General features: G+C 72.0%; 10 protein-coding genes. 5 read left to right on the top strand and 5 right to left on the bottom strand.

Annotated features, from left to right (window positions below; all coding sequences use genetic code 11):
* Positions 1-12: 12 nt before the first annotated feature.
* Complete coding sequence (locus ACF08M_RS20135) at positions 13-1140, bottom strand: ferrochelatase (RefSeq protein ID WP_392186610.1); 1128 nt, start codon at positions 1138-1140, stop codon at positions 13-15.
* Positions 1141-1293: 153 nt separating this feature from the next.
* Here ACF08M_RS20135 and ACF08M_RS20130 point away from each other — a divergent pair, with 153 nt between their 5' ends.
* The gene (locus ACF08M_RS20130; RefSeq protein ID WP_392186609.1) at positions 1294-2538 is read left to right on the top strand and encodes an MFS transporter; all 1245 of its coding nucleotides are present in this window, start codon (positions 1294-1296) and stop codon (positions 2536-2538) included.
* The gene (locus ACF08M_RS20125) at positions 2498-3817 is read left to right on the top strand and encodes a D-arabinono-1,4-lactone oxidase (protein WP_392186608.1); all 1320 of its coding nucleotides are present in this window, start codon (positions 2498-2500) and stop codon (positions 3815-3817) included. Before ACF08M_RS20130 ends, ACF08M_RS20125 begins: the two co-directional genes overlap by 41 nt.
* Before the next feature lie 12 nt (positions 3818-3829).
* On the opposite strand, the gene ACF08M_RS20120 is transcribed toward ACF08M_RS20125, so the two are convergent.
* Positions 3830-4852, bottom strand: coding sequence for a hypothetical protein (locus tag ACF08M_RS20120; protein ID WP_392186607.1), 1023 nt, complete (start codon positions 4850-4852; stop codon positions 3830-3832).
* 498 nt (positions 4853-5350) lie between these two features.
* Between ACF08M_RS20120 and sepH the strand changes: the two genes are divergently transcribed.
* Positions 5351-6415 (top strand): septation protein SepH, encoded by a 1065-nt coding sequence (gene sepH / locus ACF08M_RS20115; protein WP_392186606.1) that lies wholly within the window; start codon positions 5351-5353, stop codon positions 6413-6415.
* A gap of 160 nt (positions 6416-6575) precedes the next feature.
* Here the strand turns inward: sepH and ACF08M_RS20110 are convergent, their stop codons facing one another.
* On the bottom strand, positions 6576-7412 hold the full coding sequence (locus ACF08M_RS20110; RefSeq protein ID WP_392186605.1) for a sulfurtransferase: 837 nt from the start codon (positions 7410-7412) through the stop codon (positions 6576-6578).
* A 232-nt stretch (positions 7413-7644) separates the two neighbouring features.
* Between ACF08M_RS20110 and ACF08M_RS20105 the strand changes: the two genes are divergently transcribed.
* Entirely contained in the window at positions 7645-8430 is a 786-nt protein-coding gene (locus tag ACF08M_RS20105; protein ID WP_392186604.1) for a VOC family protein, read from the top strand.
* Between the two features lie 41 nt (positions 8431-8471).
* Here the strand turns inward: ACF08M_RS20105 and ACF08M_RS20100 are convergent, their stop codons facing one another.
* On the bottom strand, positions 8472-9356 hold the full coding sequence (locus tag ACF08M_RS20100) for a PaaX family transcriptional regulator C-terminal domain-containing protein (RefSeq protein WP_392186603.1): 885 nt from the start codon (positions 9354-9356) through the stop codon (positions 8472-8474).
* Positions 9357-9636: 280 nt separating this feature from the next.
* Positions 9637-12936: a right-handed parallel beta-helix repeat-containing protein gene (locus ACF08M_RS20095; RefSeq protein ID WP_392186701.1), complete on the bottom strand. Its 3300-nt coding sequence runs from the start codon at positions 12934-12936 to the stop codon at positions 9637-9639.
* A gap of 214 nt (positions 12937-13150) precedes the next feature.
* On the opposite strand from ACF08M_RS20095, the gene ACF08M_RS20090 reads away from it, so the two are divergent.
* Positions 13151-14434 (top strand): S8 family serine peptidase, encoded by a 1284-nt coding sequence (locus tag ACF08M_RS20090; RefSeq protein WP_392186602.1) that lies wholly within the window; start codon positions 13151-13153, stop codon positions 14432-14434.
* The last annotated feature ends 224 nt before the right edge of the window (positions 14435-14658 follow it).

The following is a 14658-nucleotide window of genomic DNA, read 5'->3' as shown; positions in this document are numbered from 1 at the left end:
GCGGACGACGGGCTATGCGTACGGGCTGTCGGCGCCCGCGGCAGCGGGCTTGAGGGCCCGGGCCGGACAGCAGCCGACCGGGCAGAGGTCATGACTCGGGCCGAGCGTTCCCAGCGCGCACCGCTGCGCTCCACGCCCCTGTTCGGTGGCGGCGCGCTCCAGCACCAGTTCGCGCACGGCCGCGGCGAATCGCGGATCGGCGCCCACGGTTGCGGACCTGCGCACCGGAAGTCCGAGCTCGGCGGCCTTCGCGGTGGCCTCCGTGTCGAGGTCGTACAGCACTTCCATGTGGTCCGAGACGAACCCGATGGGGGCCATCACCACGGCGGGGACACCTTCGCCGTGCAACGTCTCCAGGTGGTCGCAGATGTCGGGCTCCAGCCACGGGATGTGCGGGGCGCCGCTGCGCGACTGGTAGACGAGCTGCCAGGGGTACTCGACGCCGGTCTCCTCGCGCACCGCGTCGACGACCAGGCGGGCGACGTCCAGATGCTCGGCGACATAGGCACCGCCCTGGCCGTGCTCCTCAACGGGGCCAGAGGTGTCGGCGGCGGAGGTGGGGATGGAGTGCGTGGTGAAGGCGAGGTGCGCCCCGGCCCGCACGTCCTCGGGGAGGTCGGCCAGGGAGGCGAGCACGCCGTCCACCATGGGCCGTACGAATCCGGGATGGTTGAAGTAGTGCCGGAGCTTGTCGACCCGGGGCACGGGCAGCCCCTCGGCCTCCAGGACCGCCATCGACTCGGCAAGGTTCTCGCGGTACTGCCGACAGCCCGAATAGGAGGCGTAGGCGCTGGTGGCGAGTACGGCGATGCGGCGGTGTCCGTCTGTGACCATCTCGCGCAGGGTGTCCGTGAGGTACGGCGCCCAGTTGCGGTTGCCCCAGTACACCGGCAGGTCGAGTCCGTGCTCGGCGAAGTCCTTGCGCAGCGCCTCCAGCAGGGCTCTGTTCTGGGCGTTGATCGGGCTGACGCCGCCGAACAGGAAGTAGTGCTTGCCGACCTCCTTCAGCCGCTCCTCGGGGATGCCGCGGCCACGGGTCACATTCGTCAGGAACGGGACCACGTCGTCCGGGCCTTCGGGGCCGCCGAAGGAGAGCAGCAGTAGGGCGTCGTAGGGAGCGGGATCGCGCAGATCGGACATGACACCGATCCTGCCACTCGTCTCGGACAGCGCTCCCACCGACATCGATTACCCCACCCGGCCCGCTGTCGGACCGACCACCCCGACCGTAAGCTGTACCGGCCACATTCATGCATTACAGGCGCGTGCGATCACGCTGTTCCGGAGCCTTCCTTGCCCAGTCCCTACCGCGCGATATTCGCCGCCCCCGGCACCAAGGGGTTCTCGGCGGCCGGATTTCTCGGCCGGATGCCGTTGTCCATGATGGGCATCGGTGTGGTGACCATGGTTTCGCAGCTCACCGGCCGCTACGGGCTCGCCGGCGCGCTCTCCGCGACGCTGGCGATGTCGGCGGCGGTGATCGGGCCGCAGATCTCCCGGCTCGTCGACCGGCACGGACAGCGCCGCGTCCTGCGTCCCGCCACCCTCGTCGCGCTGGCGGCGGTGGCCGGTCTCCTGATCTGCGCGCAGCAACGGCTGCCGGACTGGTCGCTCTTCCTCTTCGCGGCGGGCGCGGGCTGCGTCCCCAGCGTGGGTTCGATGATCCGGGCGCGCTGGGCGGAGATCTACCGCGGTTCGCCGCAGCAACTGCACACCGCGTACTCGTGGGAGTCGATCGTCGACGAGGTGTGCTTCATCTTCGGGCCCATCATCTCGATCGGTCTGTCCACCGCCTGGTTCCCGGAGGCGGGGCCGCTCCTCGCGGCCGGGTTCCTGCTGGTCGGTGTCTGCTGGCTGACCGCGCAGCGCGCCACCGAGCCGGTGCCGCATCCGCGCGCGCAGCACACCGGCGGCACCGCGCTGCGCGCCCGGGGCCTCCAGGTGCTCGTGGTGACATTCGTGGCGACGGGTGCGATCTTCGGGGCGGTCGACGTGGTCACGGTGGCCTTCGCCGAGGAGCAGGGCCACAAGGCCGCGGCGAGCCTCGTGCTGGCCGTGTACGCGCTGGGTTCCTGCCTGGCCGGAGCTGTCTTCGGCCTGCTGCGCCTCACGGGGAAGGCGTCCGTCCGGTGGCTGGTGGGTGTGTGCGCGATGGCCGTGAGTATGATCCCCCTCCAACTGGCCGGGGACCTCCCGTTTCTGGCCGTGGCGCTCTTTGTCGCGGGCCTCGCCATCGCACCGACGATGGTCACCACCATGGCCCTCGTCGAGCAGCACGTACCGCGCACGAAACTGACCGAGGGCATGACCTGGACCAGCACCGGGCTCGCCGTCGGTGTGGCGCTCGGCTCCTCGGCCGCCGGCTGGGTGGTCGACGCGTCCGGGGCCGAGGCGGGGTACGCGGTGCCCGCCGTGGCGGGAGCGCTCGCGGCCGCGGTGGCGTTCCTGGGATACCGCCGGCTCAGCGGGCCGGTTCCTACGGAAGGACGCGGGGAAGATGACCGACACCGCACGGACGACGACGAACGCGTGGCGTAACTGGGCGGGGAATGTCAGCGCCCGTCCGGTACGGGCGGTGTCCCCCGCCTCGGTGGCGGAACTCGCCGAGGTGCTGCGCCGGGCGTCCGAGGACGGTCTGCGGGTCAAGCCGGTCGGCACCGGGCACTCCTTCACGGCGACGGCGGCCACCGACGGTGTGCTGATCCGCCCGGATCTGCTCACCGGCATCCGGGAGATCGACCGCGAGGCGATGACGGTGACCGTCGAGGCCGGCACCCCGCTGAAGCGGCTGAACGCCGCCCTGGCCCGGGAGGGCCTGTCGCTCACCAACATGGGCGACATCATGGAGCAGACGGTCGCCGGCGCCACCTCGACCGGCACCCATGGCACCGGCCGCGACTCGGCGTCCATATCCGCGCAGATCCGCGCCCTCGAACTGGTCACGGCCGACGGCACGGTGCTGACCTGTTCGGAGAAGGAGAACCCCGACATCTTCGCCGTCGCCCGGATCGGGCTCGGCGCCCTGGGCGTTGTCACGGCGATCACCTTCGCGGTGGAACCGATCTTCCTGCTGACGGCGCGTGAGGAGCCGATGACCTTCGACCGGGTCACGGCGGGGTTCGACGAGCTGGTCGCCGAGAACGAGCACTTCGAATTCTACTGGTTCCCGCACACCGGCAACTGCAACACCAAGCGCAACAACCGCAGCGCGGGCCCCGCCGCCCCGCCCGGAAAGGTCAGCGGCTGGATCGAGGACGAGCTCCTCTCCAACGGGATCTTCCAGGTGGCGTGCTCCCTCGGCCGGGCGGTGCCCGCCACCATTCCGTCGATCGCCAAACTCTCCAGTCGCGCCCTGTCGGCCCGTACGTACACCGACATCCCGTACAAGGTCTTCACCAGTCCGCGCCGGGTCCGATTCGTGGAGATGGAGTACGCGCTGCCGCGCGAGGCCGCCGTGGAGGCGCTGCGCGAGGTCAAGGCCATGGTCGAGCGTTCGCCGCTGCGGATCAGCTTCCCGGTGGAGGTCCGTACCGCCCCCGCGGACGACATCGCGCTCTCCACGGCCTCGGGCCGGGAGAGCGCGTACATCGCCGTCCATCTGTACCGGGGCACGCCCTACCAGGCGTACTTCACCGCGGTGGAGCGGATCATGACCGCCCATGCCGGCCGCCCGCACTGGGGCAAGGTCAACACCCGCGACGCCGAGTACCTCGCCGGGGTATACCCGCGGTTCGGCGAGTTCACCGCCGTACGCGACCGGCTGGACCCGGGCCGGCTCTTCGGCAACGACTATCTGCGCCGGGTGCTGGGCGACTGAGCGCCGCGCCGTTCACTGCCCGGTTCCCGTGCCCGTGCCCGTGGTGGCGTGGTCGCCCTGGGCCGGGGCGTCGCCCGGACCCACGGGGTTCGAGCCGCCGCCGTCACCGGGCGCCGACGGGGAGGGCGTGACCTCCGGGGACGGGCTCGTCCGGGCGCCGGTGCCATCGGACGGCGTGGTGCTGGGGACCGGGTCCGCCGAGGAGTGGCCGCCCTGGCCGGAGTCCGGGTTCCGGCTCTGCCCGCCCTGCGGCTCCGTACCGGGCGTCGCGCCACTCCCCTGCCCCGGGCTCTGCTCCCGGCCGGGGTCGGTGCCGGCCGGCGGTGCCGGGTCGTCCGCCCCGGAGCCCCGCTCCCCGCCGCGTACGACGGAGCCGACGGTGGTTCCCCGGCCACCGCTCAGGCCGTTGCCGGAGACCAGCTCGAACGTGGTGATCCCGGCCATCGTCACGGCGAAGACCACGACCGCTGCGAGCGCCGACCGCTTCCAGCCGCGGATGCGGGTGCCGTGGGTGGTGGCTGTGGAGAACTCCTCGTCCGGGTCCGGAGGGGTCGTCGCGAGTGAGGGGGTCCCGCCGAGCGGCCTGAGCAGCCGGGTACGGTCCGGGTCGTCCGTCACGTTGCGCAGCACGGTCGTGGCGTCCGTCTCGTCCCGCGCGGCCGTGGCGTCCACGGCGCGCATCATCATGGTGGCGTCCGTGGCTCCGTCGGGTGTTCCGGCCGCCGATCGCCCCGGGGCCCGCGCGGCTCCGGTCTCCCGCGTGTGCACGGTCACCTCACGGCCCGGCTGCTTCGCCTGGACCGTCACCTCGCGGATCTGCTCCCCCGTGCGGCGGAAGAAGTGCTGGAAGACCGAACCGCCACAAGTGGCGACGACGCTCATGACCCCGGCGCCGAGGATCGTTCCGTACACACCCAGCTGCGAGGCCGCCACCGCTGCCGCGACTGCCGCCACGGCGCTGCCCGCCACCTGAGGCACGCTCAGGTCTATACGCCTTTCTTTGGGTTCTATGTCACTTTCCGGCTTCTGTACCATTTCCAGCCCTTGATTGACATCTCTCCCACCATGCAACAGGAAGGGACATTTGAGCGAAGCGAATAGTTCCACTTCAGGAGATTCTGTGAAGCAGGACACGCACGAAGGGCATCCCGCACCCCATGGAGTGACTCAACTCCCGCACCTCACGAGAAGTTCGGCGGCGCGGCGGTCCACCCACATGGCCCGAATGGAGTACTGTGGCGAGCCCTGGGGCCGGACTCCCACCATGGGTGTCCGGGATCTTCGGGAGGGGGCCGAAGGAGGCACTCGATCCGGCGGCGCCACGTCATCGCACGGGGACTGGCTACACGAGGTGACCATCGGTCACTTTGTGTTGCACAATAGGTCACCGTGTCATACCGGCGATCAAGGGCTCACGCCCGACACGCCGGGTAACACGGCAATGTTGTGGCAGGCTGCACCCGGGCAGGCCACACTCGACTAGCGGAAGCAGCGACGCACGTGACGTCGGCAGGCACCACCCGGGAGGTCCCCATGCCCGAACTGCGTGTCGTGGCCGTCTCCAACGACGGCACACGACTGGTGCTCAAGGCTGCGGACAGCACGGAGTACACGCTTCCGATCGACGAGCGGCTGCGAGCCGCCGTGCGCAACGACCGCGCGCGGCTCGGCCAGATCGAGATCGAGGTGGAGAGCCACCTCCGCCCCCGCGACATCCAGGCGCGGATACGAGCCGGCGCCTCCGCGGAGGAGGTCGCTCAGTTCGCCGGGATTCCGGTCGACCGTGTCCGCCGCTTCGAGGGCCCCGTGCTCGCGGAGCGCGCCTTCATGGCCGAGCGGGCCCGGAAGACTCCCGTACGCCGTCCCGGCGAGAACACCGGCCCCCAGCTCGGCGAGGCGGTGCAGGAACGGCTGCTGCTGCGCGGCGCCGACAAGGAGACCGTCCAATGGGACTCCTGGCGCCGTGACGACGGCACCTGGGAGGTGCTGCTGGTCTACCGGGTCGCGGGTGAGCCGCACTCGGCGAGCTGGACGTACGACGCGCCGCGCCGACTGGTCCAGGCGGTGGACGACGAGGCGCGTTCGCTGATCGGTGAGACCGATGACGTCGCCGCGCCCGAGCCGAGCTTCCCGTTCGTGCCCCGGATCGCCCGGCTGCCCCGCGACCGGCCGCTGGACCGAGCCCTGGACCGCCAGATGGAGCGGCCCACGGCCCCGGCCCCCGTGCCCGAGCCCGAGGAATACATCGGTGGCATCTCGGCCGGCGAGCGTGATTCGCTGACCAGTCTGCTGGAGGCCGTACCGAGCTTCCGCGGCGACATGGTGGTGCCGGAGCGTCCCGCACCGCCCGAGCCGCCCGCCATCGAACCGGCCGCACAGGAGCCGGAGGCCGACGAACCGCCGGCCGCCGCCTCCGCGGGCGCCGGTTCTGCCTATGCGGACGTACTGATGCCACGGGCCGTGGCCGGTCATCGCGACCGGCTGACCGGGACGACGGACCGCCAGGCCGAGGCGGACGGTGTCCGGCCGGGCCGCCGGGCGGCCGTGCCGAGCTGGGACGAGATCGTCTTCGGTACGCGCCGTAAGAAGCAGGACTGAGGCAGGCGACCACAGGATGACAAGGGCCCGTACGCCGCTGCGCACGGGCCCTCGTGTCGTATCGCCCCGATGCGCCGTGCGTGCCATGCGTGCCGCCCCTGTTACGTGTGCCCGGATTCCGTTGGGGCGGTTCCGGTCCCGGCGGTCGGCGCGGATCCCGTTACCGGGGGTCGGGGCCCTTGGCGACCGGGCGGGACTCGTCGGCGGACCACTCGGACCAGGAGCCCGCGTACAGCGCCGCGGGGATCCCGGCTACGGCCAGGGCGAGCACCTCATGGGTGCCGGAGACACCGGAACCGCAGTAGACGCCGATCTCCGGCGCCCGGTCCGCACCGAGGTCCTTGAAGCGTGCCGCCAGCGACGGGGCGGGCAGGAACCGGCCATCGTCCCCCGTGTTCTCGGAAGTCGGTGCCGACACCGCGCCAGGAATGTGGCCGCCCACCCGGTCGACCGGCTCCACATCGCCCCGGTATCGTTCCGCGGCCCGCGCGTCGAGCAGCAGACCCGAGCGGGCCAGCGCCGCCGCCCCGTCCGCGTCCAGCAGCGGAAGTGCGCCGGGAACCGGCCGGAAGTCGCCCTCGGCCGGTGCCGGGACCTCCGTCTGGAGCGCCCCCTTCGCGTCCTTCCAGGCCACGAGACCGCCGTCCAGGACCCGGACGTCCTCGTGTCCCGTCCAGCGCAGCAGCCACCACGCGCGGGCCGCCGCCCAGCCCTGGCCGCCGTCGTACACGACCACCGGAGTGTCCCGGGAGACACCGGCCCGGCGCATCACCGCACCGAATTCCTCCGGATCGGGCAGCGGATGACGGCCTCCTCGGCCTGCCGGACCGGCAAGTTCCGCGTCCAGATCGACGAAGACCGCCCCGGGAATGTGCCCGGCCTCGTAGTCGGGACGGCCGTGCGGGCCGCCCAGCTGCCAACGTACGTCCAGGAGCACCGGCGGACGTGGCCCCGCCGACTCGCTCGCGTATTCGGATGTCGTGATGATGGGCTTCATGAGTGCCATCCTCGCGCAGCGAGCTCCCCACCCGTAACAACGCCGAAGAGGACGTTTCTCGCCAAAACGGTGGCCCTCCGTCGAGATCCCGGAAAGTGCGGCGCGGCCGGGGCACATCGTGGGCCGGGTGGTGCAACATCTGCACGGGGCGCACACATCCTGTACCGCATGACGGCACACCGGCCCCGTTCCCCCCGTACGGCCACCACGATGGTCCGAGGAGAGAGTGACGATGACCGAGGCTGCCGCCCGGCGCACGCCCGGAACACCTTGCTGGGTGAGTCTGCTCGTGCACGGCCTGAGCACGACCCAGGACTTCTACTCCCGCCTGTTCGGCTGGGAGTTCGTGCCGGGTCCGGACCAGCTGGGCCCCTACGTCCGGGCGCTGATCGACGGAAAAGTGGTCGCGGGCATCGGGCAACTGCCGCTCGACCGCCATCTGCAGGTCGCCTGGACGACCTATCTGGCCACCGACGACGCCGATGCCACGGCGGAAGTGATCCGCTCCTGCGGCGGCACCGTCGCCGTCGGGCCGCTCGACTCGGGTGACAGGGGTGACGCGGGCCGGCTCGCCATCGCCTCCGACCCCAGCGGCGCGGTCTTCGGGATCTGGCAGGCCGCCGCGCACCTGGGCACGGCCCTCGCGGGGACCCACGGCACACCGGTCTGGAACGAGCTGATGACCCGCGAGACCTCAACGGTCTGCAAGTTCTACCAGACGGTTTTCGGCTACGAGGCGGAGGCGGTCGTCTCGGCCGACTTCGACTACCAGACCCTCCACCTGCACGGTCGTCCGGTGGCCTCGCTGCACGGCGTCGGCCATGCCCTGCCGCGCGACCGCGGTCCCCACTGGATGACGTACTTCGAGGTCGACGACACCGACGAGGCAGCGCACCGCGTGGTGGAAATCGGCGGATACGTCCTGCAGCCGCCCCGGGAGGGGACGGGCGGCCGGGTGGCGACCGTGGCGGACCCGGAGGGTGCGGTGTTCACGATCGTACGGTCGACCGCTCGCTGAACCGCCGGGCCGGGGACGACCGGCCCCGGCCGCGTGGCGGATCAGCCGGACCGGACCCGTTCGACATGCCGATGGGCGGGACCGGCCAGCCGGGTGTGCAGCTCGTCGAAGAGTTCGGACGCCTCGGTTCCGCTCCACTCGGCCGGCAGCAGTTCGCGCGCGACGCCGGGGTCGAGATAGACGAGCCGGCGCCAGTCGGTGAGGACCCTGATGTAGGTCGTGAACGCCTCACTGTCCGTCACCCGGCAGCCGCCCGCGATCCGCGCGGCCGCCGGCCGGTGTGCCGCGAGGAATTCGACGTACAGCTGCTGCAGCCGGGCGGTGTCCCACCAGGAACGCACCTTCGCGGGCAGATCCCCGTGCCCGTCCTCGCCCTTGTCCCCGGCGACGGCGAGATAGTCGGCCCGGAAGAGATCGGCGTACGAGCGCAGCCCGTGCCGGGCCAGCATGTCCTCCGCCTCTCCGTGGACATGCCCCGGTGCGATCCACACCCCGGCGGACACCGAACCGAAGCCGAGGCGGGTCAGCTGGGTGCGCAGGGTGTGCCGCTTGGCGCGCTCGGACTCGGGCACGGAGAAGACGACCAGCACCCAGCCCTCGTCCACGGTGGCCCTTCGGGCCGCGAAGATGCGCGGATCGCCGTCGCGCAGCATCCGCTCGGTCTCGGGCGAGATCCGGTAACCGGCCGCGCCGGACACCGATTCGGCTTCGAGCAGTCCGGCGCGCTTCAGCCGGGAGACCGAAGACCGTACGGTCGGCCCCTCGACACCGAGGCCGTCGAGCAGCTGGATCAGCGAGGCCACGGACATCCAGCCGCCGGTGTCGCGCGCGTACAGCCCGTAGACCGTGACGATCAGCTGCCGCGGCTGCACCTTGCCCGGCGGCCCGTGTTCGGACTCGGCCCCTGTTCCGCTCACCGTGTTCACGGCGTCATCCTAAGCATCCGTGCCGGACGCCCGGAGGGACGGGCTCAGGCGGCGGGCAGCACGTCCGGCGGGAGCGCGCCCGCACGGGCGGCGGGGCCAGTCGTCCTGCGCTGGTGGTGGCGCCGGCACCAGTCGGCCAAACGCCGCCCTCGGCATCGGCACCCCGACCAGGGTGCGACGCAACCTTGTGGGCGTCGCGACAGAACCCCCGGCCGGGGACCCGCAGTTCACCTGGGCCGGATCGGCTCGTCGAGTACGCGGCCCCGGGCCTCGTTCGACCTCAGCGTGGGGAGAGGTCCTCGGGGAGGAGCAGCCGCAGGTCGTCCAGGCTCGGTACCGCGATGGCGCTCAGCCGTCCCGCCTGATGGGTCATCATCTGCTCCAGCGTCTGCCGGGCCAGCCGGGCGTTGCCGAACGTCGCCTCCCTGGGGATGCCGTCGAAGTGCTCCCGCAGCGCGTTGGCCGTGCCGGGCGCGCACTCGTAGCCGTTGTCGGCCGCGTGCATGCGGACGATCGTGACCAGTTCGTCCGAGGAGTAGTCGGGGAACTCGATACGCCGCGGGAAGCGTGAGTCGAGACCCGGATTGGAGCCCAGGAACCGGTTCATCTCCGCGGTGTACCCCGCCACGATCACCACCATCTCGTCGCGGTGGTCCTCCATCAGCTTCAGCAGTGTCTCCACCGCCTCCTGGCCGAAGTCTGAGGAACCGGCGCCCGAGCGAGGCGTCAGGGTGTACGCCTCGTCGATGAACAGGACGCCTCCCAAAGCCCGTTCGAACACCTCTCGGGTCAGCTGCGCGGTGTGCCCGACATAGCGGCCCACCAGGTCCGCACGTGAGACCTCGACGAGCTGGCCGCGCGGCAGTACGCCCAGGGAGGCCAGCAGTTCGCCGTAGAGCCGCGCCACCGTCGTCTTGCCGGTGCCGGGCGGGCCCGCGAAGACCAGATGGTTGCTGATCCTGGGCGCGGGCAGCCCGGCCTCCTTCCTCCGGCGCGCGGTGGCGAGCAGATTGACCAGGTCGCCCACCTCGCGCTTGACGGCCGCGAGGCCCACCAGGGCGTCCAGCCGCAGCAGCGGATCCTCGCCCTGCCCGTCCTTCTGCGCGCCGCCCGCCGGGACGCCCACGTCCTCCGCGGTCAGCACGGCCAGCTCCCGCTCGCCGGCCTCCGGCAGGGCGGCCAGCCGGGACGCCTGCCGGTCCACCATCTCCTCGAAGACCTTGCGGGCGGTACGGCCGTTGCCGAAGCCCGCGTCGCGGGGAATCTGCTCGAAGCGGGTGAGCAGTGCCGCCCGCGCCGCCGGATCCAGCTCGTAGTGGTGGCCGGTGCACATCCGCTCCACGATCGTGACCAGCTCGTTGGAGGTGTAGTCGCTGAACTCGACGCTGCGGGTGAAACGCGAGGCGAGACCCGGGTTGGACGCCAGGAAGTCCGTCATCTCCTTCGGATATCCGGCCGCCACCACCACCACGTCCTCGCGGTGGTCCTCCATCAGCTTCACCAGGGTGTCGATCGCCTCGCGCCCGAAGTCGGCGCCACTGCCGCCGCCGTCGGAGAGCAGGGTGTACGCCTCGTCGACGAACAGCACCCCGCCCAGCGCCTTGTTGAAAGTCTCGGTGGTCTTGATGGCCGTCCCACCGATGATCTGTGCCACCAGGTCGGCACGCGAGACCTCCACCAGATGTCCGGAACGCAGCACGCCGAGCGAGGCGAGGATGGAGCCGTACAGCCGGGCGACGGTGGTCTTGCCGGTGCCGGGCGGGCCCGCGAAGACCAGATGGCGGCTCATCGGCGGAGCGGGCATGCCGATGCTCGCCCTGCGCTGCGCCATCCGGTTGAGGTTGATCAGCGTCAGCACCTGCTGTTTGACCTCGTCGAGGCCGATCAGCGACTCCAGCTCGGCCACCGGGCCCGCACCGGACCGGGTTTCGGCCGCCGCCGGGGCCGCTCCGCCGGGCAGCCGCCCGTCGCCCGCCGCCCCCGCGTCCTCCGCGGTGCCCCAGGCGTCCGGGGCACCGTTCTCCGCACTGGCCAGCCCCTCGACGGCGAGCCGGTCGCCGGGCACCGTCTGGCGCACTCCGCTGCCCCGGTTGGCGCGGACGGTGCAGCCGGTCAGCGACACGGCGTCGGTGCCCTCCACCCGTATGCCGTCGGCGCCCGAACCGGTCACCTCGCAGCCGTTGAGGGAGGCGCGGGCGCCCGCGGCGACCAGTACGCCGTGCTCGGCGGCCCCCTTCAACACGGCGCGCACGGCCGCCAGTTCGCCCTCGGCCGCGATGTGGATGCCCGCGCCACCGGACTCCTCCACCTCGGTGTCCCGCAGTGTGAGCACGCCGAGCGCCCCGATGTGGATTCCGGCCCCGGCGGAGGAGCGCAGCCGGCCCTTGCCCACGAACAGGTTGCCGTGGCCCGAGACATGGACCGCCGAGTCGCCCGACCGCTCGACGACGCTCTCCTCCAGCCGCCCCCTGCCGTCCTTGACGACCTCCACGCCGTGTGCGCCTGCCCCGGTGACCGTGGCCCGCAGCAGCAGCGGGTTGGCGCCGCTGCGGATCACGATTCCGGACCCGGCGCTGTCGCGCACCTCAAGGCGGTTGAACTCGGCGGCCGAATCCTCGTCGAGCAGCACACCGATGCCCTTGGAGTCATGGACGGCGGTGTCCGTCAGCACCGGTGAGGAGAAGCCGGTGACCCGTACAGCGGGTTCCTCGGCGGTGGCGAACACGCACTCCTCGAACGTACCGCGGCTGCGCTCGGTCACCAGCAGGCCGTGCCCGCTGGTCCGTTCGGTACTGCACCGGGTCAGCGTCGGTGAACTGCCGCCGCCCAGGACGAACCCGTGCCCGGTGACATCGCTGACGGCGACGTCCTCCAGGACGACCAGTCCGGCGCTGTTCACGAACACGCCGACGACGGCCTTGCGGACCGTGCCGCGCACCATCCTGACCGAACTCTCCTCCTCGACGGCGACGCCCGGCTTGCCGGTCGCCGATATCGCGCATTCCTCCAGGAGGACGTGCGCCTGCCCGTTGGTGAGGACGCCGTTGCCCTTGGTGTCCCTGAGCCGGCTGAAGCGCGCGGTGATCCTGCCCCGCTCACCGGCCACCACGGCGGATGTCCCAAGGTGTTCGACGACGCAGTTCTCGAGGAAGCTCTCGGCCGAGGAGGTGGACACCACACCGGCGCCCACCGGGTTGCTGATCCGGCACTGACGCAGCGCCAGCGACCCGCCGTCCCGCGCGAAGAGCGCCGACCAGGCCGAACCGTGGATGTCGCACCGGTCCATCGCGAGCTGCCCGCGCGGCGCGTCGACCACGGGCAGTTCGTCGTCGTGCCCGCGCAGCACGAGGTCCCTGACCATCACCGCGTCCCTGGTGAGCGTCAGCGCCGTCCCGCGCCGCGGCGCCAGCTCCACCGTCCCCTCGCCCTCGGCAGCGGTCAGGGTGATCGCGGCCGAGATCGTCAGGCTCTCCTCGTACCGTCCCGGAGCGATCCTGACGACCGCTCCGGCACGGGCCCTGGCGACGGCCTCCCCGACGGTGCGGTGGTCGCCCGTCCCGTCGGCGGCGACGGTGAGCATCTGGCGTGACACGTTCTGACCTCCCGGACCCCTGCGCCGTAGATACGGGGCAAAGACGCGCGGCATGTAGGGCGTGGGGAACTGCTGTGGCCATCATGCCTGTTGCCGCAGGTCGCCCGCCATGGTGGTCGGCGTTCCGGCGCCGCCGGAGCACCGGTTCGGGACGTTCCGGGGCAGGTACCGGTGGTACGGGGAGCGTCGCTACCATCGGCGCATGCGATCTTCGAGGTCCTCGGTGTCCCGCGCACTCGGACCGGCAGCACTGGCCGCTCTGCTCCTGATACCCGGCACCGCGGCTCCCGCCGGTGCGGCGGGGGACGCGGACAGCCCCTCGTTGCCGGGAATGCCCGCCACTGTCGCCGACGGCCGCCCGTGCACTCCGGGGTCCGCCAAGAAATCGGCCCAAGTCCCTTGGGCGCAGAGCTTCCTGGGGATCGACAGAGCCTGGGAACTCAGCCGGGGCGCGGGGGTGAAGGTCGCCGTCGTCGGTACCGGAGCGGATCTGCGCCGGGTACCGGCGCTGGACGGCCGGGTCACCGGAGGCCCGGATGTGGTGGCGGGCGGCACCGTGCGGGACGACTGCGTCGGACACGGCACATTCCTCGCCGGCATCGTCGCGGGCAGGCAGCAGCAGGGTCTCAAAGCGGCCGGGGTGGCCCCGGAGGCCGAGGTGATCGCGGTGCGGGCCACCAGTAAACATGGCGCGACCACGCCCGAGGCGCTGGCCAAGGGGATCAGGGCGGCCACCGAATCCGGGGCGCAGATCGTCCATGTGGCGCTGAGCGTCCCTTCCGCGCCACAGCAGCTGAAGGACGCCGTCCGCGCCGCACAGAAGGCCGGTGCTCTGGTGGTGGCGCCCGCCTCGGCGCGGGAGTGGGAGAGCGGGGCGGGGGCATCCCAGGCGGAGAACGGGCCCGCCTATCCGGCGGCGCTGCCCGGGGTGCTCGCCGTCTCCTCGGTGGGGCCGGGCGGCATGCCGGAAGCGCCGGGCACGGAGAAGGGGCGGCGTTCACAGCCCAGGCTGAGCGCTCCCGGCGTCTCGGTGGTGGGGCCGGGGCCGGGCGGCCGCGGCCAGTTCACCGGCCGCGGCGACTCGGTGGCCGGCGCCTTCGTGGCCGGTACGGCGGCCCTGGTCCTCTCCTACCACCCCCGGCTGACCGCCGAGCAGCTCGCGCACCGGCTGGAGTCCACGGCCTACGGGGCCGTGGGTGACACGCCGGACCCCGGCATCGGGCTGGGGATCGTCGATCCGGTGCGGGCGCTCTCCGCCGTACTTCCCGAGGAACGCGCACAGTCCCCGTCCGGAACGCGGAATGCCCCGGCCCCAACCGTCCCGCCGCTCGACCCGCCGGAGGCACGCAACCGTGCGCTGGCCGTGGCCGGCGGGGCGGCCGGGGTCACGGTGCTCGTCGCCTTCCTCGCGTTCGTGCTGCCCAGAGGGCGCCGCCGGGGATGGCGGGCGGGCGGGGCCGGGGGGCCGGTCACAGAAACGGGCTGAGCCCCCGGCAAAAGCGGCCGGCGGGTGGTCTGCCCGCGAGCGCGGTGTGTCGCGGTGGTGATCGCGGGTGTGCAGCCATGGCGGGAAGGCGTCGCGTCGTGAGGGCCTTTCCGGTCGCCGGTGCAGATCGGGCTGAGCCCCCGGCAAAAGCGGCCGGCGGGTGGTCTGCCCGCGAGCGCGGTGTGTCGCGGTGGTGATCGCGGGTGTGCAGCCATGGCGGGAAG

This window comes from Streptomyces sp. NPDC015032, assembly GCF_043080425.1.
Classification (GTDB): domain Bacteria; phylum Actinomycetota; class Actinomycetes; order Streptomycetales; family Streptomycetaceae; genus Streptomyces.
Note: the sequence above shows the minus strand (reverse complement) of the source record. Positions and strands in the feature narration are given on the sequence as shown.

What these genes read in the sequence shown, in the direction of transcription:
- ACF08M_RS20135 (WP_392186610.1), bottom strand. Translation starts at nt 1,140, where the DNA reads ATGTCCGATCTGCGCGATCCCGCTCCCTACGACGCCCTACTGCTGCTC.
- ACF08M_RS20125 (WP_392186608.1), top strand. Translation starts at nt 2,498, where the DNA reads ATGACCGACACCGCACGGACGACGACGAACGCGTGGCGTAACTGGGCG.
- ACF08M_RS20120 (WP_392186607.1), bottom strand. Translation starts at nt 4,852, where the DNA reads ATGGTACAGAAGCCGGAAAGTGACATAGAACCCAAAGAAAGGCGTATA.
- sepH (WP_392186606.1), top strand. Translation starts at nt 5,351, where the DNA reads ATGCCCGAACTGCGTGTCGTGGCCGTCTCCAACGACGGCACACGACTG.
- ACF08M_RS20110 (WP_392186605.1), bottom strand. Translation starts at nt 7,412, where the DNA reads ATGAAGCCCATCATCACGACATCCGAATACGCGAGCGAGTCGGCGGGG.
- ACF08M_RS20105 (WP_392186604.1), top strand. Translation starts at nt 7,645, where the DNA reads ATGACCGAGGCTGCCGCCCGGCGCACGCCCGGAACACCTTGCTGGGTG.
- ACF08M_RS20095 (WP_392186701.1), bottom strand. Translation starts at nt 12,936, where the DNA reads ATGCTCACCGTCGCCGCCGACGGGACGGGCGACCACCGCACCGTCGGG.
- ACF08M_RS20090 (WP_392186602.1), top strand. Translation starts at nt 13,151, where the DNA reads ATGCGATCTTCGAGGTCCTCGGTGTCCCGCGCACTCGGACCGGCAGCA.